This is a genomic window from Nodosilinea sp. LEGE 07088, from assembly GCF_015207395.1.
Classification (GTDB): Bacteria; Cyanobacteriota; Cyanobacteriia; order Phormidesmidales; family Phormidesmidaceae; genus Nodosilinea.
Map to the genome: position 1 here is coordinate 44,196 of NZ_JADEWX010000016.1, position 21,400 is coordinate 65,595.

At 52.0% G+C, this 21,400-nt stretch carries 21 protein-coding genes, 1 tRNA gene and 1 pseudogene; 12 read left to right on the top strand and 11 right to left on the bottom strand.

Translation table 11 applies throughout. The features are described 5' to 3' along the window. The first annotated feature begins 12 nt into the window (after positions 1-12). The 5 genes from IQ254_RS06430 to IQ254_RS06450 all read left to right on the top strand — a co-directional run bounded on the left by IQ254_RS06430 (position 13) and on the right by IQ254_RS06450 (position 3,765). Complete coding sequence (locus tag IQ254_RS06430; RefSeq protein ID WP_193965348.1) at positions 13-351, top strand: DUF1830 domain-containing protein; 339 nt, start codon at positions 13-15, stop codon at positions 349-351. Between the two features lie 129 nt (positions 352-480). Further along, positions 481-918, top strand: coding sequence for a DUF4079 domain-containing protein (locus IQ254_RS06435; protein WP_193965367.1), 438 nt, complete (start codon positions 481-483; stop codon positions 916-918). Positions 919-992: 74 nt separating this feature from the next. Continuing rightward, entirely contained in the window at positions 993-1,577 is a 585-nt protein-coding gene (locus IQ254_RS06440) for a hypothetical protein (protein WP_228040248.1), read from the top strand. A gap of 185 nt (positions 1,578-1,762) precedes the next feature. Beyond that, positions 1,763-2,902 (top strand): ABC transporter ATP-binding protein, encoded by a 1,140-nt coding sequence (locus IQ254_RS06445; RefSeq protein WP_193965349.1) that lies wholly within the window; start codon positions 1,763-1,765, stop codon positions 2,900-2,902. 176 nt (positions 2,903-3,078) lie between these two features. Further along, complete coding sequence (locus IQ254_RS06450; protein WP_193965350.1) at positions 3,079-3,765, top strand: SH3 domain-containing protein; 687 nt, start codon at positions 3,079-3,081, stop codon at positions 3,763-3,765. 43 nt (positions 3,766-3,808) lie between these two features. Here the strand turns inward: IQ254_RS06450 and IQ254_RS06455 are convergent, their stop codons facing one another. The 3 genes from IQ254_RS06455 to wecB form a co-directional block, all read right to left on the bottom strand. Beyond that, positions 3,809-4,693, bottom strand: coding sequence for an MBL fold metallo-hydrolase (locus tag IQ254_RS06455; RefSeq protein WP_228040250.1), 885 nt, complete (start codon positions 4,691-4,693; stop codon positions 3,809-3,811). Positions 4,694-5,053: 360 nt separating this feature from the next. After that, positions 5,054-6,316, bottom strand: a complete 1,263-nt coding sequence (locus IQ254_RS06460) for an RNA polymerase sigma factor (RefSeq protein ID WP_193965352.1) — start codon at positions 6,314-6,316, stop codon at positions 5,054-5,056. 309 nt (positions 6,317-6,625) lie between these two features. Beyond that, positions 6,626-7,753 carry a non-hydrolyzing UDP-N-acetylglucosamine 2-epimerase gene (gene wecB, locus IQ254_RS06465; protein ID WP_193965353.1) on the bottom strand — a complete coding sequence of 376 codons (1,128 nt, stop codon included), beginning with the start codon at positions 7,751-7,753 and terminating at the stop codon, positions 6,626-6,628. A gap of 229 nt (positions 7,754-7,982) precedes the next feature. On the opposite strand from wecB, the gene IQ254_RS06470 reads away from it, so the two are divergent. Beyond that, the gene (locus IQ254_RS06470) at positions 7,983-8,459 is read left to right on the top strand and encodes a CRR6 family NdhI maturation factor (RefSeq protein ID WP_193965354.1); all 477 of its coding nucleotides are present in this window, start codon (positions 7,983-7,985) and stop codon (positions 8,457-8,459) included. A 162-nt stretch (positions 8,460-8,621) separates the two neighbouring features. Here the strand turns inward: IQ254_RS06470 and IQ254_RS06475 are convergent, their stop codons facing one another. Together IQ254_RS06475 and IQ254_RS06480 are read right to left on the bottom strand one after the other, a co-directional pair. Beyond that, the gene (locus IQ254_RS06475) at positions 8,622-9,344 is read right to left on the bottom strand and encodes an EcsC family protein (RefSeq protein ID WP_228040252.1); all 723 of its coding nucleotides are present in this window, start codon (positions 9,342-9,344) and stop codon (positions 8,622-8,624) included. A gap of 119 nt (positions 9,345-9,463) precedes the next feature. Further along, complete coding sequence (locus IQ254_RS06480; protein WP_193965356.1) at positions 9,464-10,306, bottom strand: DNA adenine methylase; 843 nt, start codon at positions 10,304-10,306, stop codon at positions 9,464-9,466. 256 nt (positions 10,307-10,562) lie between these two features. Between IQ254_RS06480 and IQ254_RS06485 the strand changes: the two genes are divergently transcribed. From IQ254_RS06485 to IQ254_RS06505, 5 genes are all read left to right on the top strand, one after another. After that, positions 10,563-10,760, top strand: a complete 198-nt coding sequence (locus IQ254_RS06485) for a DUF751 family protein (RefSeq protein WP_193965357.1) — start codon at positions 10,563-10,565, stop codon at positions 10,758-10,760. Positions 10,761-11,701: 941 nt separating this feature from the next. Continuing rightward, the gene (locus IQ254_RS06490) at positions 11,702-12,499 is read left to right on the top strand and encodes a WecB/TagA/CpsF family glycosyltransferase (protein WP_193965358.1); all 798 of its coding nucleotides are present in this window, start codon (positions 11,702-11,704) and stop codon (positions 12,497-12,499) included. A 399-nt stretch (positions 12,500-12,898) separates the two neighbouring features. Beyond that, a complete protein-coding gene (locus IQ254_RS06495) occupies positions 12,899-13,909 on the top strand; it encodes a decaprenyl-phosphate phosphoribosyltransferase (RefSeq protein WP_193965359.1) in 1,011 nt (336 codons plus the stop codon). Between the two features lie 54 nt (positions 13,910-13,963). Continuing rightward, positions 13,964-14,566 carry a YqeG family HAD IIIA-type phosphatase gene (locus tag IQ254_RS06500; protein ID WP_193965360.1) on the top strand — a complete coding sequence of 201 codons (603 nt, stop codon included), beginning with the start codon at positions 13,964-13,966 and terminating at the stop codon, positions 14,564-14,566. Positions 14,567-14,577: 11 nt separating this feature from the next. Continuing rightward, on the top strand, positions 14,578-14,901 hold the full coding sequence (locus IQ254_RS06505; protein WP_193965361.1) for a multidrug efflux SMR transporter: 324 nt from the start codon (positions 14,578-14,580) through the stop codon (positions 14,899-14,901). 208 nt (positions 14,902-15,109) lie between these two features. Here IQ254_RS06505 and IQ254_RS06510 read toward each other — a convergent pair. From IQ254_RS06510 to IQ254_RS06535, 6 genes and pseudogenes are all read right to left on the bottom strand, one after another. Continuing rightward, positions 15,110-15,870, bottom strand: a pseudogene (locus IQ254_RS06510) (IS256 family transposase). Between the two features lie 238 nt (positions 15,871-16,108). Continuing rightward, positions 16,109-16,759 carry a site-specific integrase gene (locus IQ254_RS06515; RefSeq protein ID WP_228040254.1) on the bottom strand — a complete coding sequence of 217 codons (651 nt, stop codon included), beginning with the start codon at positions 16,757-16,759 and terminating at the stop codon, positions 16,109-16,111. Between the two features lie 416 nt (positions 16,760-17,175). Continuing rightward, a tRNA-Thr gene (locus IQ254_RS06520) sits at positions 17,176-17,271 on the bottom strand. Between the two features lie 121 nt (positions 17,272-17,392). After that, complete coding sequence (locus IQ254_RS06525; RefSeq protein WP_193965362.1) at positions 17,393-17,830, bottom strand: hypothetical protein; 438 nt, start codon at positions 17,828-17,830, stop codon at positions 17,393-17,395. Then, positions 17,827-18,543, bottom strand: coding sequence for a DUF433 domain-containing protein (locus IQ254_RS06530; protein ID WP_193965363.1), 717 nt, complete (start codon positions 18,541-18,543; stop codon positions 17,827-17,829). Before IQ254_RS06530 ends, IQ254_RS06525 begins: the two co-directional genes overlap by 4 nt. 229 nt (positions 18,544-18,772) lie before the next feature. Then, positions 18,773-20,230: an energy transducer TonB gene (locus IQ254_RS06535; protein WP_193965364.1), complete on the bottom strand. Its 1,458-nt coding sequence runs from the start codon at positions 20,228-20,230 to the stop codon at positions 18,773-18,775. 403 nt (positions 20,231-20,633) lie between these two features. On the opposite strand from IQ254_RS06535, the gene IQ254_RS06540 reads away from it, so the two are divergent. Continuing rightward, complete coding sequence (locus IQ254_RS06540; protein ID WP_193965365.1) at positions 20,634-21,281, top strand: MotA/TolQ/ExbB proton channel family protein; 648 nt, start codon at positions 20,634-20,636, stop codon at positions 21,279-21,281. Positions 21,282-21,400 lie beyond the last annotated feature (119 nt).

Genomic DNA, 21,400 nt, shown 5'->3' on the forward strand with positions numbered 1-21,400 from the left:
CGTAGAGCATCAATGGCACAAATCCTTGATCCCCTCCCATCTGACGGGCAAAGCCAAATACTCTGTTGCTACATAAACGCAACAAGTAAAATTCAGATTGCCCGCATTACAAACGTTTCAGACTGGTATTTTGAACGAGTCGTTTTTCCAGGGCAGCGGTTGCTCTTTGAAACCGTCCCAAGAGCGATTTTAGAGATTCATACCGGCATGATGGCCAGCGCAATTTTGTCTGATAGCATACCCTGTGAGCGCCTAGAAGTAGATGCACCGGAGCCTTCAATGTTTGAGAAGCCAGTTTCTGACTCATTGGGCGATGCCTCTGCAGTAGCGGCTGTTTCTCCGGCTAGCTAGCCTGGTAGATTAAGGCAAGTGTATTCGGATTTGGGGTATGGGTTTCAATATCGGTGTGTTGCAGAGGGTGGGTAGCCTGCTGCTCCTGAGTCGCCAATCAAGTTTTGCTGGTGCTATTCAGGAGGGATGGTGAATCTACCTTCTTTTTTGTGGCTTTGGCGGATTGCGGCTTGGTCAATGGGGCTGACATTGACTGGCTATAGCTTATTGGCTGTTACCGGTAGTGTTTTGTCTTATACCCGATCTAAGACCGTTGAGCGCTCAGCTTGGCTGCGTCCCCTTCACATTGCCTTAGGCATAACCATGGTGATGTTGGTGCTGGTGTTGCTTGCGATCGGCCTGATCGGCACCCTAGGCGAGTATGGTAGCCTCGGGCACTCTATTCACCTGCTGTTTGGTCTGTTAGTGGTGGCTCTAGTACTGACTTCAGCTTGGAGTGCCAGCCGAATCGCGTTAGAGCGCCCTTGGGCTCGATCGCTTCACCTGACCGTAAATGGACTGTTGGGGTTAGGGCTAATGGCTGTGGGTCTGTCGGGCTGGCAGGTCGTGCAGAAATATTTACCTTAAAAGGCTTTACTAATGGGCTCTAAGCTGCGCTGATGCCTTACTTTGCTCGGTTCCATGTTTTCCCTTGATGCGCTATGCCTGAGTCTTTGCCTCCGACTACTTTGGCCATGGGAGATGTTGCAGAAACCCGCAAGGTTTTTTACATCTCGTCGTTAATTCGCCTGACGTTATTATTGCTGTACTTAGCGTTGATGGGCCCCTTACCGTTTTTGGCCCAGGCTACCCAGGCCGCAATACCACCAGTTGGACTCATCGTCGCGATTGGGCTGGGTTGGGCTGGGCTTTATGGTGCCTTGAGTCAGCGGGTTGAGGTGGATAGTGGTGGCATTGAGGTGGCTTATCCAGCCTGGGTGAGGTGGCTGTGGCGGGGCGGCTGGCGCTTGCCTTGGACACAGGTGCGATCGCTAAAACCCCGGTCTACGGGGCAAGGAGGGATCGTTTACTACTTGGTGGGCGGCGACCAGCAGGCGTATTTGTTGCCGATGCGAGTAGCCGGGTTCGCTCGCTTAGTAGAGATCGTTGAGACTTACACAGGCATTGATACTCAGGATATTAAACCACTGGCTCAGCCCTGGATGTATATCATTTTGCTGGGCTTTACCCTGCTGCTACTGCTGGTCGATGCTTGGACTATCACGACAGCCTTGCAGATGACCTGAGCGATCGCATCATAAAGCGATCGCATCATAATCTGTGTCGCCAGACAGGCAGTAGAGCTCGCTTTCGGCACTGTAAATACCTCTGCCCCGGCTAGATCAGCCCCTGGCGAACGGTATAGTTAATGCATTGCGTTCTCAATAACAAACTGCAAGCGGCCCTGTGCTGTTGTAATCGTTTCCAGGCTATGACCCCACCTGATATTCTTCGCCTTGATAACATTACCAAACGCTATAGTTCTCAGCTGCCTCCAGCAGTAGACCGAGTGAGTCTAGCTTTGCAGCAGGGGGAGATTTTAGGCCTGTTAGGGCCCTCGGGCTGCGGCAAGACCACGCTGCTGCGGCTGATTGCTGGGTTTGAGCAGCCTGATGATGGTGATGTTTTCCTCGGGAGTCAATCAGTCTGTGGCACGACCTGGCTTCCTCCTGAGCGCCGTGATGTGGGTATTGTGTTCCAAGATTATGCGTTGTTCCCGCACTTAACGGTGGCCCAGAACGTAGCTTTTGGTCTCCAGGGCAACTCTCGAGGAGGGCCAACAGCTACCGAGATCGAGCAACAGACTGCTGCGGCCATCTCCCTAGTGGGCCTAGAGGGTCTAAAGCACCGCTTTCCCCACGAGCTCTCGGGTGGGCAGCAGCAGCGGGTAGCACTAGCCCGCGCCCTGGCTCCGCGCCCGACCATTATTCTGCTCGATGAACCGTTTAGTAATCTCGATGTGCAGGTGCGTCTCTATCTGCGTCAAGAGGTGCGCGATATTTTGCGGCAGGTAGGCGCGTCGGGTGTATTTGTCACCCACGACCAAGAAGAAGCCCTAGCCCTGGCAGACCGGGTTGCGGTTATGCATCAGGGCCGATTAGAGCAAATTGATGCTCCAGAGGCGGTATACGGTCAACCTTCCTCACGGTTTGTGGCAGAGTTTGTGACCCAAGCCAACTTTTTACCGGCCCAGCATAGTGCTGGCGGCTGGCTGACTGAAGTGGGCTGCTTTAAGGCTAAAACTGATGCTACCGATCAACCTGGGAGCCAACTGGGCCAGGTCGATTTAATGGTGCGCCAAGAAGATATTGCCCTGGTCGAAGATGCTGTCGGGGGGGCGGTAGTACGCGATCGCCAGTTTCTAGGCCGTGAATATAAGTATTGCCTGCAAACCCCTGCGGGGAAATGGCTATACGCTCGTCTGCCGGTCGGTAACCCCATTGCTATTGGCAGTCGGGTAACAATTACTGTGCCGTCTCAGCAAGTTCGGCTCTATCCACGACAGTCTGGTGATGCCCGGTTGGAACCAGTAGGTTCAACCGGCTCTCCGCCGGCAACAGCCATGCTTTAAGACGGAGAGGCTAAGGGATTCAGTTGTTATCTCCGGTTTGTCTGAGGGGGTACCATCTTGTCGGCTGAGATTAACAGCCGTGGAGTTTTGCAGTAAGGTTACCCTTAGTAAGCATTCAAGGCTTTGCCTTGCCCTTGCGAGCACCAGTTGCCAGGTAACGTATCAGGTCACTGTCCATGAGTCAGGTCTCTCACAGAATTTTTCTATCGGTTGTCTCCCTCAGCCTGTTTGCAGCACCAGCGCCAGCCAGAACGACAGCCATAACCTCAATGACGGCAACAACGCTAGGACAAACACTCCAGCTGGCCCAGGCCGATGTCGTAGAAACGGTGCTGTATTTTGAAACCGAGTCTATGGTGGTACGCGTTTATCGTCGGAGCTCTACGTTGTTGATGAACCTCTACAACAAGAGCACCGACATTGTTGAGGTGCGAGGCGCTCCGACACAGCTGGTGCCGAATACCAGCGATCAAATGGTCTACAGGGTTGAGCAAGGTGAGGCCGAACGTTTGGCCCGCATCAACATCCAGGGCGATACTGAGTTAGAGATTATTGCCGCCGATGGCACCCTAGTTCTCAAGGAGCCTGGCTTCAACGCATTGGTTGGCGTAGCTCCCGGGCCGAGTGACTTTCTTGGCAATAACTTTGCCCCAGGTACCGCCGCTCTGGTGCTGTCTGCAGAAGCGGCCCGTCTGCGTATGGATCCTCGGCTCGGGAGCGAAATTATTGGCAGAGCTCCTCGCGGCGCTGTAGTCGAAGTGATGGCCAGGGTAGGTAACCCAGCAGATGGCTTTATTTGGTATCAGGCGACCTACCAGGGGGTTACGGGCTGGATTCGCGGTGATCTGCTTCAGCCCACCTAATGGTGTGAGAGCTGGGTGGGGGCGATCGCTAGAGTGGCGATCGCTAGAGTAGGGTGAGGTCTAGGGTGGCACCTTCACGGGCCAGGCTGACCTGGGCAAAGCTTTTCTGGACCTGGTGCTCAAGCTGGTCGAGTTGGTCGTCGCTATGGCAAGGGTTGTGGTGAAACAGCACCAAATGCTTGACCTGGCTAGCTTTGGCAATTTCAATGCCCAACTGCCAAGGATTTAGACTCCGGGCACTCGACTCTGAGTAGGCCGTATCAACGTAGGTGCCATCAAAAATTAGCACATCGGCATCGGCCGCCAGCATTAGCAGGTTGGGGTCAAGACTGGTTTGGCTAGAGTCAGTATCAGTGGCGTAGACTAACGCTCGGTTTTGCCAACTCACTCGATAGCCCAGGGCACTGGTGTGACGGTTAAGACCCCAGGGCTCTATCGTCACCTCCCCCAAAGACAGAGGGGCCCCTGCTGCAATGTTGTGAAAGGTCATGGTGGCAGCCATGGTTTGTAGCGGTTTAAAGAAATTAGGCCGCAACATTTGATCCATGAGCCGCTGCTTAATAGAGGCACCATTGGGGGCGGGGGCACCGTAGATGTCGAGACGAGTTGTAGGGTCAAAGGCTGGAGCGAAAAACGGAAAGCCCTGAATCCGATCCCAATGGGTATGGGTAAAAAAGAGATGGGCGGTGACTGGCTGCCCCTGCTCCATCAAGTCGTGCCCCAGCACCCGCAGGCCTGTACCCCCGTCAAAAATAAGTCGCTGACCGGCTACTTGCACCTCTACGCAAGCCGTGTTGCCGCCGTAGCGCACCGTGTCGGCCCCTGGGGCCGGAATATTGCCCCGCACCCCCCAGAACTTGAGCATGAAAGTCTGGGCCGCTATTGCCTGCTCGCCCTGGGAGACGTCTCTAGGGTTTGCCGGGGTCATCGCATCAGATGGGCTAACGATATTGGCCATGGAATCCTAACATTGTCCCAAACTGAGATAGTGGTTCATTGGTGTAGGCACCCCACTGCCAAACCCAGAAGATAGCTTCGAGCAATCCCTTGAGAGGATCCGTCTAGTGGCTTCAGTAAAGTTTACCTCTCAGACCCAACTAATTGTGCTCATGAGACTGATACAGACTAGTCAAACAAGAGTACAGGGCCTTGAGCGAGCCCCCAATTCTGTAGGGATAGACTCTCCGGAGTCAGACATCCAAAAGGTCAGAGTATCCAGCAGGAGTGGTGGGCATGGATAGGCTTGAATCCTAAGAATCTAAATTGCGTTAGATCGATCGATCGCTGGCTAGAGGCGGTTTAAGACGCTATTAATTGAAATCCGTAGGGCGTCTATCCCCGGGCCGACTGAGCTCTCTAACCAATCGAGCAGAGCCGCTACTCGTTCTCCTGGAGATGCATCTAGCTGGGCCAGATTGCCTCGGGGTGGGTTGAGGTCGAACACAACTGCATTGAACTGAGGTGCAGGCAAATTGAGCAAAAAAGTGTACATGTCGGACCGTCTTTGGGGAATTTCAGGTCTTTGGCGCTGGGGTGAGGACTCGCTGCATTCTTGGGGGTTGAGAGGCGGCTGATAATCGTCAGGTGATTCACCCACCAGCCCTACGTGCCTGACCGGTAGCCCGAGGATGTTCGTCAGCTGGCCAGAGCTAATCAGAGCCTGAATAATTTGGTAGCCCTCTGCTGAGCCACCGAGTTCAATGATAATGCTGCCTTGCCTAACGCTAATTAAGCGTAGGAAAGGATCTTTGGACTTCTGCCTGAGCTCGGCTAGGATGGCCATTTTGAGCTGGTTATCGGTAACTGTTTCGGTGAAATTTCCTTCTAGAGTAATGCTCCAAAGCAAGGTATCTTCTGTATTGTAGGTGTTGCTGGGGCTAGAGGCTGATACCGGCGGGGCGACAGTGTCACCGTCCGGGTGATCAGATAAGTCGTCGGCTAGTTTTAGGGAGCCGGGTGCGTTATTGAAAATATGGTAGGCCCGTCGCAGACGCTCCAGGGAGCGCTGCCCACGCTTACGTAGCGCAGCGTGGGAGACACGCTCCTCCCCCTGGGCGATCAGCCGGGTCTGCACCTCCTGCCAGGAGCAGCCTTCGATGACTTTCCATTGAATGAGCGCGCGATCGCTAGGTGACAGTGCATTCACCGCCTGGAGCACCGAGTCAATGGCTTTGACAATCACCTCGTCCTCTACCCCCGAAGGAGGGGAGGCGTTTACCAAAGGCCGTCCCTGATCCATGAGCTCATCAAAGGCCAGGGTTGAATAGTGCATGCGATCGCGCTTGCACTCCCGAATAATGTTGTAGGCAGTGCGCCGCATCCAGGCCTTAGGTTGGCGAATTTCCTCTTGGTGCTGCTGCGTATGTTTTACACCCCGTAGATACGCTTCCACAAAAATATCGATCTCTGTGACGTGAGCTTGCAGCCCAAATTGTCGAATCGTTCTCTGAATAAACGCCAGCAGCGATCGCGCATGGGGGTTGTTAGGTTTCAAAAGAAACTGCACATCGCGGTTAAACTGCTGCGTTTCTGACGGGTGTTGAGAGGGCATAAATCTGGGTAGGTGACCACCGTTAGGTTCCAATGTAGCCGTATCAAGTTTTTGTAAAGTGTGAGATTCCGTAAATCAACCCGTGATTCTTTGGAAATCCCAGTGTGATACCTATCACACTGGGCGGGTTTACGTTTGCCGGAGAGAATAACTCGGCCTTAACCTGTAGGGGCCGTAGACGGCGTTCTTGCGGCGGATAAAATCCTGAATTTGCCTTGAAACCAACCTGAGAATGTACGTAAAGCCCTAAGTCTAATGTCATGAAATTCTGACATAAGCCGATCTGACTTTGGGCGATCAGCTGGGTGGTCAGCCTGCTGGCTGGTTTGAGACGTGAGCCTTAACAAGGGCTAAAATGCGCTCTGAGGCATGGCCATCGCCAAACGGGTTCACGGCCCGGGCCATAGTTCCGTAGGCATCAGGATCGGTCAACAGCTCAAGGGCATGGTGACGAATAGCGTCGGCACTGGTACCGATCAGCCGGGCGGTACCCGCCTCTATAGCCTCTGGACGTTCGGTGGTGTCGCGCAGCACCAGTACTGGTTTTCCTAGGCCGGGTGCTTCTTCTTGGAGGCCGCCTGAGTCGGTGAGCAGCAGATAGCAGCGGTTCATAGCTCCCACCAGGCGTCCGTAGTCGAGGGGTTCGGTCAAAAAGACACGAGGATGATCGCCCAGCAGCTTAGTGAGTGGGTCGCGCACCACAGGATTGCGGTGCAGGGGCAGGAGTAAGGCCGTATCGGGCTCATGCTCCAAAACAGCGAGAAACCCAGCGGCAATATCCGCCAGGGGAGATCCCCAGTTTTCACGGCGGTGTACTGTCGCTAGCATGACCCGGTGGCTCTCCCAGTCGAGGCCAGCAACAGGACAGTCAGGATTTTGCCCTGCCACGGTCAACAGGGCATCAATGACGGTATTACCAGTGTGGTGAATGCTGCCGACGACGCCCGCGGCTTTGAGATGACTGACCGCCGTCGTGGTCGGGGCGAAGTGTAGCGTAGTGAGCTGGGAAATCAGTCGCCGATTCGCCTCCTCTGGATAGGGGCTATAGATGTTATCGGTACGTAACCCGGCCTCGACGTGACCCACCGGAATTTTTTGATAAAAAGCCGCTAAAGCAGCCGCAAAAGCCGTTGTCGTGTCGCCCTGCACGATGACGAGGTCGGGAGGTTGGGCCTGGAAAAAAGCCTCTAGGCCTTGCAGGCTGCGACAGGTAATATCGGTGAGAGTCTGCTGTGGCTGCATAATGGCTAGGTCGGCATCAGCCGTCAGCTGAAATAATGCCATCACTTGATCCACCATTTCGCGGTGCTGGCCCGTAAGCACCACCTGCGTACGAATGTCTGGGTCTTGCTGGAAGACACGAATAACCGGAGCTAGCTTAATCGCCTCGGGCCGGGTGCCCAAGATAATACATACATGCAGAGAAAAATCAGACATAGGAGCCGCCGCGATGAACGTTATGGCTAGCTTCAGGAATCGCCGGGCCGACTGCATTCCCCAAAGCGATATCTATGATGGCATGGCCTTACCTTCCTAAACCATTCCTCCTGTCTGAAGAGTTAGGAATTTGTCGTTGCGGATGGCTGCCCCCCAAGCTGAGGATAGTGTGCCACCCTCTGCCACAATGGCTGTAGATTTTGTTAGTTAGCGTTTGTTGCTTCAACCCATGCCTCACACCATTACCTTGCACGAGTCTCACCTGCAAACGCTGGATTTAGATCCGGCTCGATCGGTGATTGAACCGTTGCTAGCAGCGGGAAAAGGACTGAGTGGTGACATGGCCCTGCGCTTTGTGATCGAGATTAGTCGCGACCCGACCGATCCCCGTGAGCTATCGGAGTTACCGGAAGTACGGTTGTGGTTTATCCGCTTAGATAGCGTATATCCCTGGTTGCCGCTGGTGCTGGATTGGGAGGCAGGAGAACTGGGGCGCTATGCCGCCATGCTAGTGCCCCATCAGTTCAGCCCGACCGAAGGCATTCGCTACAACCCTGAGTGCTTAGAAATTTTTATGATGGCTAAGATATTTGCGATCGCCGCTTGGCAGCGCTCCCAGGGCCAGACCCAGTACAGTCGACTCAAGTTTATGACCCAAATGTTGGGCTACGAAATTGATGATGGTTTGTTTGATCTGTTGACCTAGTATTCTGAGGCCGAAATAACCCAGCTGTTTATTAACGCGGCAACCCTGATGAGACCTAGAATTCCCGTTCTGCCTTCTGCCTCTGCCTTTCGGTACTAGGAACCATGCTCAAAGGCTAGACCCTCTAGCAGGGTATAGTTATGACCTTGGACAGGGCGATCGCTACACCACAATCTCGTTGGGTGCTACCTGCTTAGTTTCGTAATAGCGGCAGGCAAAGTAGCCGACGCCGTAAACCAGGCTGGCATCGGAGGCAATGCCCAAGACAGCGCCCAGACCTGGAATGATCTCCGCGACGCTCAGCCCTGATTTCACTACACCGGCGGTGGTTGATGACAGCAGCCAAACCGTCAATACCTCACCGCGCCGCTCATAGTCACTGGGAGAGTAGCCATAGATTGCCGCGATGCGGTAGATCATGTTGGCCTGGAGCGCCACGATCGCGCCAATATCGACCAAGGTGAGCACAAACGCCACCGGCGGCACAAAGTTAGTAGCCAGGCCTACGCCTGCTGCCTTGAGGGCCGTCTCGGCCATGACCCGCTGGGCCAGGGCGCGCTGGCTGTCCTGGGGATACTGCTGACGCAAATCATCCACCTGCGATCGCACCGCCTCCGTATTCACCTGACCGATGGCAGCCAGTAGCCATTTCATCCCTGGCAGTGCCGTGGCAAACTGCACGAAGGGGAGATTTGCGATCGGGCCAACCACGTTGCCAACGGTTGCGGTAGCTGGTTCTAACAGAGGTTGGGCCTTTGCCACCACTGCGTTACCGGCGGCAGCGGTGGCATTGTCGAGTACAGCGACGATGGCCTGCATGACCTGGGTAATCGCTTGAAAGGTATCTCGGGTGGCATCTTGTACACCAGAACTGGAAGAGGGCATCGGCAACATCTCTCAGAGGAATATTGCTCTTACTCTAGACTGAGGCTCCGGGGCAAACTCAACTATCCCCAGTAAGATTTTCCCCGATAAGATTTATCCTCGGTAAGATCTAGGCGGTATCAGGGGAAGGTAACCAGCAACTCCCCGATTTTGCCCCGCTGCCCCGCGCGCGAATTAATCGCCCGCGCGGCCAAAATTGGCTGTAGATTAAACCCTTGATACAAGTCGCGAATAAACTCGCAGTCGGAGTTAGACAGCATCACCCGTTGCCCTCGGGCAGCTAAGGTGCTAAAGACATGGGCCAACGCTTGCTGGTCATCGCGACTAAACCCGTAGCGGCTATAGCTGGTAAAGCTACTAGTTGGGCTAATAGGGTGGTACGGCGGGTCAAAGTAAACAAAGTCTCGGCTAGACAGCGATCGCGACAGCAGTGTCTCAAAGGAAAAAGTGCGGATCTCAGCTTTTTGCAGCGCCGCCGAGGCCGCCCTCAGCAGCAATGGATCGCAAATGTTCGGGCTTTTGTATTTACCTATCGGCACATTAAAATGGCCTTGGGAATTTTCGCGGTAGAGGCCGTTGTAGCAGGTCTTGTTGAGGTAGATCAGCCGCGCGGCTCGCTCCAGGGGCGATCGCAGGTTATGCTGCTGGCGCACCTGGTAGTAATAGTCAACACTGTGGCGACGTTGATGCTCCCACAGATGAAGCAGGAGAGATTCCACCTGGTCACGCACATAGCAGTAGACATTGACCAACTCCGGGTTAATATCCCCCAGCACTGCCCGCTGCATTCGACCTGCCAGGTGAAAAAACACCGCCCCTCCGCCCAAAAATGGCTCGTAGTAGGTATCAATAGCTGTCGGCAGAAAAGGTTCGTATTGCCCCAGCAGACGCCCCTTACCCCCCGCCCATTTCAGAAACGGGCGGGGATGTAGACCAGTCTGAGTTGAGAGTACTGCTGTCACAGAACCATTCAAGATCAAATGTACTTCCTGAGAAACGCTTACACTATATCAAAACCTCGTGGTGCCGAGTCGGTTTCAGCCCAGCGTTTTGTCGTAGGTTAAGATGGAGGGCAAATTCTGTATCTCCTTGCCCTAAGGCCTGGCTATGCCATGCTTGATAGACGCGTCTTCTGCCGTTAGTAGCCCCCCATCCAACCGCTCAACTATTGAGGTTGGATCGACGCGCATCAGCCTTTCACACCCTCTCATCACCGTCATGAAAGAATTTTTCGAAAACGTTTTTCGCTATCCCCGCTACCTGATTTCCTTTAGTCTGGGTATTTTGTACAGTGCTGTCGAGCCCTTAGTGCCCCTGCTACAGCGCCCCATCACTGCTGTAGCTCTGGTTGGTACCGCAGTAGCTGGCTTTCTATTTTTGACCTTCACCTTACGGGCAATGCTTGGCCTGGGGTAGCAAGCTCCTGATTGCCTTCTATAATTTGGCGCTCTCAGCTGATGGAATCAGTTGGAACCAAAGGGTTTCTATTGTCTGTCTCAACCATAGAGTATGGTCATACGGCTCTTACGAGTCAGAAGAAGGCAAAGTATCTTTTTTTTGCTAGCCCAAGTCTAATCTCTTAGACATCTAGAGCTGAGTGTATAAAAATTCAATAAAGCTGGGTATAGATAGCCTCACGAGAGCGACTCAAGCCTTATCATCTATCGTGTGAAGGATTCAGTAGACCCACCTACACCGCTTCTCTTCCTTTCCTGGGCTTAGCAAACGCACAGACGAGACAAGGGGAACACCATTGTCAGACTTTGCCGTTATGGTTCCTTAGTTCAATCAGTTGTTTCATTGACTATTTGGGCATATTAAAGAGCATACACATTTTAATATGACTGCAAAGTCCTCGTTATTGTTTCCCAATTTCACAAGCATACTCCGTGAGGCTGTATAAGATGAAAACGATACGATCTAGGTAGGGAGAATAGTGGAATTAAGGATCCTTTTTGCACTGAGCAAGACTTTTGGTTTCTGACATCTCACATCTAAACGGACTCTGCTGATTACTAGGAAGCCGCCGCTCTTGTTTTCTAGATGTTCTAACTTCTTTATATTTGGTATTTAAAGAATGAATCTAAATGCGGACAATGACAAAGAGCATATTGCTCAGGTAAAGCATCTTTTATACCCAGTAGCTTTTGAATTTTAATTTCTCAGCGAGGAAGGTAGATTAGGTAAACCATAAATTGCAATCATTTTAAGCGCCTTTACATTGATTGCTTTAGATTAAACCCTGCATAAAGGTTTGCCTTAGGATCTGATCCCTTGCCTTGCGAGAGGCCACAATGACTTTAGGCTCACTCAAAATCTACTGTGGGAACTTTGGAATAACAAAAAGAGCGCTCACCATGAAATTGCCAAAAATTGATGTTATAGGTGTGCCAGTCACAGCACTCCTACTCGAGGATCAAATAGCAACAATGATTGCTTGGGCCAAGGAGCGCTCTAGTAGGGTTGTCTGTGTTGCCAATGTCCATATGTTGATGGAAGCTTATTGGGATGACAGCTTCCATAGCATTTTAAGAGAAGCAGATATAGTAGCTCCTGATGGTATGCCTCTGGTATGGGTCATGAGATTGGTGGGGCGAAGATACCAAGATCGAACAGCGGGGATGGATATTTTTCTTGCGGCTTGCGGTAAAGCAGTCAAAGAGAATGTCGGCATTTATCTCTTAGGCTGTACAGAAGAAGTACTCGAGAGTATGCGATATAGGTTACAAGAAGACTTTCCAGGGCTGAAATTAGCTGGTGCCGAGTCACTTCCTTTTCGACCTCTAACAGAAGGTGAAGATGCTGAGTTAATTGAGCGAGTAAATGCTAGTCAGGCCGGTCTTACCTTTATCGCTTTGGGTTGTCCAAAGCAGGAGATTTGGATGGCCTCTCACAAAAATAAAATCCAGTCTGTCATGTTAGGCGTTGGCGGTGTATTTCCTGTTTATGCAGGAACTCAAAAGCGTGCACCACTATGGGTTCGAGAAAGTGGATTGGAATGGCTTTACCGTTTGGTTCAAGAACCTCGCCGTCTTTGGAGCCGATACCAAAAAACCATTCCACCTTTTATTTGGCTAGCCATTTGGCAATTGCTAAGAAGACCTAGTCCCCAGCGCTCGCATAACTCTTGGCGATCATTTTGGCACAAAGTCTGAGCATTATGTTGATAATTGATCGCTCTAAAAAATGCCTTAGACCCACAATTTAGAACCTATGGTACTCCTAAAAAGGTAAGGATGGTTATGATCCTCTTTCTGAAAGGGTTTCGATCAATGAAGCTAGCTTCTGAGTGCCGAAGTATCCTGGTTATTCACAGGATTTCAACCCACAATCCACGGGAGAATCAGTGTTCCAGCCCTCAACGAGCATATATACTTAGCGCCTTCGAGAAGGATGTAAAACTTGATATCCCTTGCTGCATATAGGATTCAGCCATCCTTACCTATGGGGCACTACCGAACCTATTTTTTGGTGTTGAATAACAGCAAAAACTGAGGAGGAAACGATAAATTAGGATACGGATAAATTGTTATTTAGAGTTTACTGAGTAGACAATGATACCATCTCACAGGCGACGACGAAGAATTGATGTTTCAAATGCAGCCCGTCCCTCTGTAGCACCTTCTGAACATCAATCCGAACTTTTATTAGTATCTTACATAAGGGCATTGCGACCTAGGCAGTGGACGAAAAATTTAATCGTGTTTGCTGCCCCACTATTTGCATTTAATATTACAGTTACATCTTTACTCAATGGTTTCCTAGCATTTGCTTTATTTTGCTGTGCTTCTAGCAGCTTTTACCTGATCAACGACCTTATTGATGTAGAATCTGATCGTCGCCATCCGATCAAATGTAAGCGACCTATCGCTTCGGGAGCAGTGAGTGTTGCTGCCGCCATAGCTCTTGCAGCAACTTTACTCGGATTTGCCCTTTTGGCTGGTTGGTGGAAGGCCTATGGGTTAGGTGCTGCGATCCTAGGATATGCCCTCCTTCAAGTCGCTTATAATATCAAACTTAAGCACAAAGTCATAGTAGATGTTGTAGCTATTGCCGCCGGCTTTATATTTAGAGCACTAGGAGGTGCTGCAGCAACAGGCATCACTCTATCTCATTGGTTTTTGTTGTGCACCGCTATGCTCGCACTATTTTTGGGTATTGAAAAGCGTAAAGCTGAGCTAAGACTTTCAGAGATTAGTGGGAAAAAATCAAGAAAGGTTTTAGATCGCTATTCACTTCCGTTGCTAAGCAGAATGGAGAGCGTAGTAACTAATGGAACCATCATAACGTATGCTCTCTGGAGTTCTGGACCCGCAGTTAATGGGGCTTCTACACCATGGATGATGTTGACTATTCCATTTGTCTTATACGGTGTATTTAGGTACCAACTACTAAGCGATCCTGAAGAGATAAGCCGCAAGAACACTGGATTAGAAGCGGGAGGCGAAACCGAACGCCCCGAAGAAATTCTTTTGGGAGATAAACCTTTACTATTTTCAGTCTTGAGCTGGATAAGCGTCATTTTCATAATCCTGTCACTGGAGAGTAGAGGAATTATCCAGTAGGAAACTCAATCTAAGAAACTAGCAAAAGCTAAAACTTTGTGTTTTTTTGCTCTAATGGATAGAATTAAACGCTTTAGAAAATCAACCAAAGCTAGTAATAACCCTATTTTTTTTGAAAAACGGGCCGTTAGAAAGACGAACTCTGGTTTACCAAGGCAAATCCCAAGGCTGGCTTTAATCAGCATTGAAGAATTATTGAAATCAAAGATCCAAGGTGTAATAATTGATCTAGATAATACAATCATATCTGAAGACGACCTTTATCTCTCTCCAGATGTAGAATATTGGATTGAGAAAGCCAAAGCCTTAGGCATCAGGTTTTATATTTTGTCAAATGGCAAACGCAAGTATCGAGTCCAGTATTGGTCAGAATACTTAAATATACCAGCTATAAGCCCTGCTAGAAAGCCTTTCCCCAAGGCATTTCGCTTCGCATTAGATAACATGAGACTTAGCCCAGATCAGGTTGTGGTGGTTGGAGATAGCCGCCATACCGATATCTTAGGTGCCTGGATATTAGGCTGCCCTAGTATTCAAGTAGCATCTTTACCTCATCCACCTCGTTGGTGGGAAAAACTCTTAGGGAAGTATCTTCAGACACCCTATCCTAAAGATATGCTCCTTTGGGATTTTCTTCCTCCAAAAAGTTATAAATGAGTCCAATCTCTATGTCTATATTACTTATCTTGATCTCTGTAGGATTTAACACACTTGCTCAAGCCCTTCTTAAGCTGGGTTCTGGCCAAAGTCTGTTCAACCTTTACTTGTTAGGAGGTGTATTTGTTTACGGCATAAGCACTATATTCTATATTTTGGTTTTAGGGAAGTTTAACTTGTCAACCGCGTATCCCGTTGTTATTGGTCTAACAATGATATCAACAACTATGGCTGGTGTATACTTTCTGGGCGAAAGAATGGCTTTCAGCCAGTGGATCGGTATTGGCCTCATGTTAAGCGGCATCTCAGCAATTGCTTTTGCAAAGCCTAGCTAAATGGATTTTAGAGCGAAGACAATATCTAAAGTACGCCGATTCAAATCTGAAGTGCATCAACTATCGCGGACCGATTTCTATGAGATATTGTCAAATCTGGTGTATGGCTAGAAGCTAGGCGGCATCCTGCATCTGGGTCAAATCAGGGCTGTCATCTATCCAGTATCCATCTTTGAACGGAACTCCTTCAATTACGTCGGCGAGGTATTTAAAGCCTCGAATCCTGAGCCAGCTCTTCTGAGCACTCTCGACCAATTTGAACACCAGTGCCAGGATGGTGTCTTTGGAAACGCAGCCTCTGGTTGTCAGTTCTGAGGTGCACCGTAGCAAAGGTCGATGCAATGGGGTTGGTGGTGCGAATATGCGCCCAATGCTCAGCGGGGAAGTCGAAGAAGGTCAGCAAGACATCCCGGTCTTTAACGAGACAGGTGACGGCTTCTGGATACTTCGCCTGGTGGGTCTTGCTAAAGCGGTCGAAGGCCTTATTCGCCTCTGTTTTAGACTCAGCTCGGTAAATCTCCCAAATCGCTCGTTTTGCCTCTGATTGCTGATGCTTCGGTAATTTGTTGAGGTCTTGTGAACCCAGCAGCGCTGTTTCTTGGTGGTGGAAAACACCTGAGGCAGCGCTTTCCAGAAGCCTAAGCCCCCATCGCCAATGGCCAGTTGAGGCGCTTGGGTTAGCCCTGGGTCGTTGAGCCGTAGCCGCAGTGATTTCCAACTCAATTCAGACTCCCGATAGCTCGCCTCCAAGCCCAGGAGTTCTTTATGACCTTTATCGGTGACACCAATGATCACCAGAATGCATTGCCGTTCATCGGCGCGGATATTGAAGTAAATCCCATCGACCCAGATATAAACATAGTGCTGTTGCCGTAACGACCGCTGCTGCCACATCTGGTGCTCAGCGCTCCACTTGGCTTTCAGCCGACTAATGGTCGCCGGAGAGAGCTCTTTCGCCTCTACTCCCAACAGCGACGACAGCGCTTCACTAAAGTCCCCGCTAGGGAAACACTGGGTTGCCCGGACTATACCCGGTGACTATAGCCCCTACGTGACTGCAATGTGTTAGAGGTATGGCGATCCTCTTTTTAGCAAGCGCTCTGTCGCCGTATCGAGGCTGGTCAGGTGCAGCTTTGATCTAGACGAAGCATAGGCACGATCGCTTGACGGCACCTTTCCTCACTCAAAAAAACGGATCTGAGCATCGTCATGCTCGCTGGGGTAACAACTCAGGCACCTGGATATGGTCAGTTGGTTTCGCGTACACGCGATCAATCATTTGAGCTGAGTCACCAACCCATTTGGCGATCTGAATGCTGGGAATATCGGCTTCCCGGCACAGGCTACAGAACGTATGCCTTGTCTGGTAAGGATTTCGATATTCAATATCGGGCAGGGAAGCAAGAACAGACTGCCAGCCTCTGGTGGTGAAGTTTCCCCAATCGATATACTTTCCCTTTGGGCCGGGGAAGACCAGATCCTTTGGTTTGGCCCCTTCGGGCCTGTTGGCGTCGAGAAGCTCCTGAAGCTGGGCGTTGACCGGAAATTTGCGGGCCTTCTGAGTCTTGAGTTCATCCTTCAAGACAAGGCCTCTACCGTCATAGATAAGTGCTTGCTCAAAGGTGATGATTGATTTACCAATATGCTTCCAGTAGAGGGCAAGCGCTTCAGACAGGCGACACCCGGTGAAAAATAGGAACTTGATCAACGGAGCATAGTAATAGTAGTCAGGGTTTGTCTCAAAAGCAGCAATGATGCGGTTACGTTCCTCCCGAGTGAAAGGATTGATATCCTCTTCTTCGGTGCCAGCTTTCTTGAGTTTGACCTGGGCCTGCATTCCATCAAAGGGATCAGCCAAGTCCAAGAGCCCTGCTTTTTTGGCCCATCGGCAGCACGATGACAGGTGCATCATGAGTCGCTTTGTGGAGTCGGCAGGTACATGCCCATTCATCCAGGCGAAGATGAGCTGCGCCTCTTCGGGGTGCTTATGAAGGCATCGAGACATAGTGCCGCTTGGCACCGAAGCGGAATCGGAGCTGTAGACGGTTGTTGGAACTGATAACTTGAACGGAACCCTTGGAAGCCCTACCAGTGGAGGTACTGGAGTGCATGGGAGACACCTCGCCAAAACAGCGGTTGTCTTACACCCGATTTACACCCAAACTTAGCTAACCGTGCCCGATCTTTACATGTTTTTAGTACGAATGTTTCGATTTGAGGGAGCGGCAAGAAAAAACAAAACCCCTAAAACTGCTTGGTTTCAGGGGTTTTGGGGGCAAGCTGGTGACAAGACTCGAACTTGCGACCGGCTGATTACAAATCAGCCAACACTCCTTGCTGTACAAGGGTTACAGGTTTTTCAAAACTTGCGATACCCAATTGATACCCAAAACTGGCCAATAGGGGCGATCGCTGCTCCGGCAAATTTTGGAGCCGCAGATAAATTCCACTCTCGTAAGCCTCTGTCTACCGGCGATCAAGATGTGACAACCTAAAGCCCAGGCTGTCTGACAATCTTCAAGAGTTGGGTGCGGTTCCGCCAGAGCAGAATCTTTCCATCTTTGTAGACTTTGGCGATGAATGGGGCTGGGTTGCTCTGGGCAAACTTCTCTAGCTTTTCCCTGGTGGCTACAAACACGTTAGCCATCTGTTCGCGAGTGAGGTTGCCCGAGGCCAAAATGAAGACCCTGGCTCCAGATCTGGCAATGGCTGCAACCTCGTTCGGCCTACGCCCGATCGCCTCGTCTTTGGTCAACACTATCCAGCCCCGCTCGCTGACCGCTGGTAGCCAGTCCACGTCGGCGGTTTCTGGCGGAAAGTGGTCAAGATGAGTCTCGACGGTGGCCCCCGCCAACCTCAAGGCGTCTGGTACAGATCGCTGACTGATCGACCAATCAATAAAGAAAACGACGTCGCCCTGCTTGCTCACGCTGCTAACAGAAGGGACTCAAAACGAATAGCTTCCTTGACCTGGCTGGGAGTGCAGTCAAACTCGTAAGCAATGGCTTCAATCGTATCGCCAGCATTATAGAGATCGACGATCGCCCCTGTGGGCACCCCTTTTCCCGCCACCACTGGTCTGCCAAAGCGGATAGACGGATCTAGAAAAATGATTTTGTCGCTCTGGGGATCGGTAACCAAGTCAGTAATCGGAAAAAAGCGGCTGGCAATACCCTTAGCATTCCACTCAACGCGGGTCAGCAGGTGCTTGAGAGTCTCGCGCATAGCGAACTGCCCCCCTCGGGAGACATTGACCAAGGCTTTGGTTTGATCTTCGGTAATTTGGTCTACGAATAGGTCAACACCGTCAGTTTGGAACCGCTTCATAACCAGGGGATGAGCGGTGTCAAACTGCTGCCCCATGTAATCGAGAGCCTGACGTACTTTCTCTAGCTTGACCTGGTGAGTTTCGCGGATGATGCGGAGCACGTGGGCTTCGACCAGGTTGGTGAAGGAGAGCTGCGACAAGCTCGGATCGGGACGCTCAATTAGCGGCTCTGAGGTTTGTTTACCGCCTTTAGTATCGTAGGTGCGCCCCTTAAGCCACGATCGCAGCGTTGGCGTAGGGATGCGCAGGTACCGGGCGGCATCAGTGACTGGATACGCCGGGGTATTGTAGATATCGTCATTCCATCGAGGCATCGTGCGTGTTTGCTATCCCTGGCTATGACAGAACCTTACTGCATTTTGTCAAATCTCTTTCCTCTAGTCTGTACGGCTTCCCATTCAATTAGTTAATCAGGAGCGCAACGAAGCCAAATCCAGAAATCACCAGAGAAGACAAGACAGACTGAAAAAGTTGGATATGGGGCGTTACACATGCCTGATGAAATAGCTTACTTTGCCAATGCCCTTATCATTTCAGCTGTTCCTACTCTGCGATCGGGGCATCTGGCTGAGAAGACTCGACCGCAGGAGGAGGACTAGGCGGGATCGGCGCGGTTGGCGCAACTGGTGCGGGTTGTGAAGCCGCAGGAGTAGGGGGTGGGGGAGCGCTGGGCACAGGCGGACTAGGAGCAGGTGAAGATTGAACCGGGGGTGGGCTGACTGGTTCTGGCTCTACCTCGGCAGGTTCTGGTTCTACGGATTCTGCCTCTACTGGTTCGGCTGGCTCTGCCTCTGCTGGCGCTGGTTCTGAAGATGCCGGTAGGGCAGGAGCTGCGGTTGGCTCGGCAGCGTCAACGGGTTGAGTCGGTACGACGGTTGGTTCAGGGATGGGCTCAGTGGTTGCGGTGGCGGGGGTAGGTTCTGACGGTAGTTCTACGGCCTGACGCTCGCCCCGGCGGCGGGCATCGCGGTTGCGACGCGACCCCTCAATGGTCAGGTCATACTCGATGGGCACACTGGCACCGCCGTTGACAGGCTGAAACCGGGAGTTGCGGGCGGCCTGCATGGCGGCCTGGTCGATCGCTGGGTTGCCGCTAGAGCGAGTCAGGGTCACACTGCGCACGCTGCCGTCGGGGTTGATATCGACGCTGACCATGGGTTGGCCTTCGGCCCCGGCCTCCAGGGCGCTTTGGGGATAGCTGGGGCGCACACAGTTTTGGCAGGCCACGGTGCGCGAACCCTGACCTTGGCCATTGCCGCCGCCCGAGGGGTTGGCGGTGTCTGAGGTGCCGGTGCCAGGGCGGGCAGCGGTGGTTTCGGCAGCACCCGCTGAGTCAGAGGCAGGAGGCCCAGCCGAGTCGGTGCTACCATCCGCTGAAGTTTCGGCTGTAACTTCGCCCTCGGCTTCTCGCTGCCTCCGAAGAAAGTCGCGCAGGCGCTCGAACTGAGAGGAGTCTTCGGATGCAGTAGCTAAGTCAGGCTCGGCCTCGGCAACTGACTCTTCGGTTTCAGCAACTGCCTCCTCAGGTTCAACGGTTTCGGGCGGCAGGTCGGCCTCGGGGGTTTCTTCCTCCTCGTCTTCGAGTACATCTTCAGGCACCTCTAGCTCCGATTCCGCTGCGGTTTCGGCTAGGGGTTCAGGCTCTACCGGTTCAGGGATCTCGGGCTCGGCGACGGCGACGGGTCGGGGCGCAGTGACAACGGCAGCTTTGGGAGATGGGGCCGATGCCGCCGGAGCTGGGTCGTTAGTCTCGGTGCTGAGTTCAGCGGGCTGGGTGGGGTCTAGCACCTCTGGCTCTGGGGTTTCGACCAGGGGCTCGGTAACGATTAGCTCGATGGGGGGAATGTTGGCTTCGTCGGCATCTGGCCACAGGTTGAGTTGGCTGAAGCCCAGGGCGATCGCATGCACCCCCACCGACCCCAAGAGCCCCCACAGCAGCAGCTTGCGTAGCCTGGCCTGGTCTTGCTGGTGTTGTTCAAAGCAGAGGTTAGAGAGACTCATGGGCAATGATTTGAGTAACGGTAACGCACAACCCGCCTCACTATAGTTGAGAAAGACTGTGAATTAAGTCAAGGACTATTGATAATCTGACCGAGGAGGCCAACACAAGAGCCTGATCTTAGACCTTGGATAATGCAGAACTTTAGCCCGGCAAATATAACAGAATCCTTGATATAAAAGGAATTTAGGCTAAAACAAGGACTGGATTTCCCCTGCGATCGCGTTTCCCCTCCCCATACTATCAGGATCTATTCTCTTTAAGATCTTGACAATGGCACCGGAATCAGGCTCAATGCATTTGACAGTGATTTGCAATAGTCTGATTTTGCCCACTCCGCCAATAGGTTTCACAGGAGGGTTAAATCGGGCCGCTGCAAGCGGGAATCTACGACAGGATTTGATTATGGGCAGTATTTTTGCGGCGGGTGGCATTGTGATGTGGCCGCTGCTGGGGTTTTCGTTGCTGGCGATCGCCCTCATCATCGAGCGGTTTATCTTTTGGGTGCGGCTCAATCAGCGTCAGCGCCCGGTGATGCAAGACATTCTGCGCACCTACCGACAAGCGCCGATGGATGTCTACCCCAAACTACGGCAGAACGTGAACCTGCCGATCGCCCGCATTTTTCTAGAGGCCCTCGAAATTGAAGGGGCTAGCCCCAAGCAGTTTCACCTGGCCCTGGCCAGCGCCATACAGGCCGAACTGCCCCACCTGCGGCGGTTTAGCACTGTGTTTGCCACCATCATCAGCGTGGCCCCGCTGCTCGGGCTGCTCGGCACCATCCTGGGCCTGATCGCCTCCTTCGATGCTCTGCAACTGGGGGATGTGGGGGCCAATGCCGGGGCGGTAACGGGCGGCATTAGCGAAGCGCTGGTGTCTACCGCAGCCGGACTAGTCGTGGCGATCGGTACGCTGCTGTTTGCCAACCTGTTTCGCGGCCTCTACAAACGCCAGGTAGCTCTGATTCAAGAGTATGGCGGGCAGCTCGAAATTCTCTACGAAACCCACTACGAGCGCAAGAGCCAGCTCAAGGAAGAGATTTTTGCCAGGTAGACGAGCAAGATCAAGGTTTGAGTTCTACATTTTGAGTTTTGAGTGCTTTTGAAAAGGCCTAAATTCAAAACTCAAAATTTCTCCCCCCATCCTGTCTCTTATAAACATCTGACGCTGCC

Bases quoted from the DNA above. Each gene is read 5' to 3' on its own strand.
- IQ254_RS06535 (WP_193965364.1), bottom strand. From the start codon at position 20,230: ATGAGTCTCTCTAACCTCTGCTTTGAACAACACCAGCAAGACCAGGCC.
- IQ254_RS06460 (WP_193965352.1), bottom strand. From the start codon at position 6,316: ATGCCCTCTCAACACCCGTCAGAAACGCAGCAGTTTAACCGCGATGTG.
- IQ254_RS06500 (WP_193965360.1), top strand. From the start codon at position 13,964: ATGGATAGAATTAAACGCTTTAGAAAATCAACCAAAGCTAGTAATAAC.
- IQ254_RS06475 (WP_228040252.1), bottom strand. From the start codon at position 9,344: ATGCCCTCTTCCAGTTCTGGTGTACAAGATGCCACCCGAGATACCTTT.
- IQ254_RS06530 (WP_193965363.1), bottom strand. From the start codon at position 18,543: ATGCCTCGATGGAATGACGATATCTACAATACCCCGGCGTATCCAGTC.
- IQ254_RS06430 (WP_193965348.1), top strand. From the start codon at position 13: ATGGCACAAATCCTTGATCCCCTCCCATCTGACGGGCAAAGCCAAATA.
- IQ254_RS06505 (WP_193965361.1), top strand. From the start codon at position 14,578: ATGTCTATATTACTTATCTTGATCTCTGTAGGATTTAACACACTTGCT.
- IQ254_RS06440 (WP_228040248.1), top strand. From the start codon at position 993: ATGCCTGAGTCTTTGCCTCCGACTACTTTGGCCATGGGAGATGTTGCA.
- IQ254_RS06445 (WP_193965349.1), top strand. From the start codon at position 1,763: ATGACCCCACCTGATATTCTTCGCCTTGATAACATTACCAAACGCTAT.
- IQ254_RS06485 (WP_193965357.1), top strand. From the start codon at position 10,563: ATGAAAGAATTTTTCGAAAACGTTTTTCGCTATCCCCGCTACCTGATT.
- IQ254_RS06540 (WP_193965365.1), top strand. From the start codon at position 20,634: ATGGGCAGTATTTTTGCGGCGGGTGGCATTGTGATGTGGCCGCTGCTG.
- IQ254_RS06495 (WP_193965359.1), top strand. From the start codon at position 12,899: ATGATACCATCTCACAGGCGACGACGAAGAATTGATGTTTCAAATGCA.
- IQ254_RS06490 (WP_193965358.1), top strand. From the start codon at position 11,702: ATGAAATTGCCAAAAATTGATGTTATAGGTGTGCCAGTCACAGCACTC.
- IQ254_RS06450 (WP_193965350.1), top strand. From the start codon at position 3,079: ATGAGTCAGGTCTCTCACAGAATTTTTCTATCGGTTGTCTCCCTCAGC.
- wecB (WP_193965353.1), bottom strand. From the start codon at position 7,753: ATGTCTGATTTTTCTCTGCATGTATGTATTATCTTGGGCACCCGGCCC.
- IQ254_RS06470 (WP_193965354.1), top strand. From the start codon at position 7,983: ATGCCTCACACCATTACCTTGCACGAGTCTCACCTGCAAACGCTGGAT.
- IQ254_RS06455 (WP_228040250.1), bottom strand. From the start codon at position 4,693: ATGACCCCGGCAAACCCTAGAGACGTCTCCCAGGGCGAGCAGGCAATA.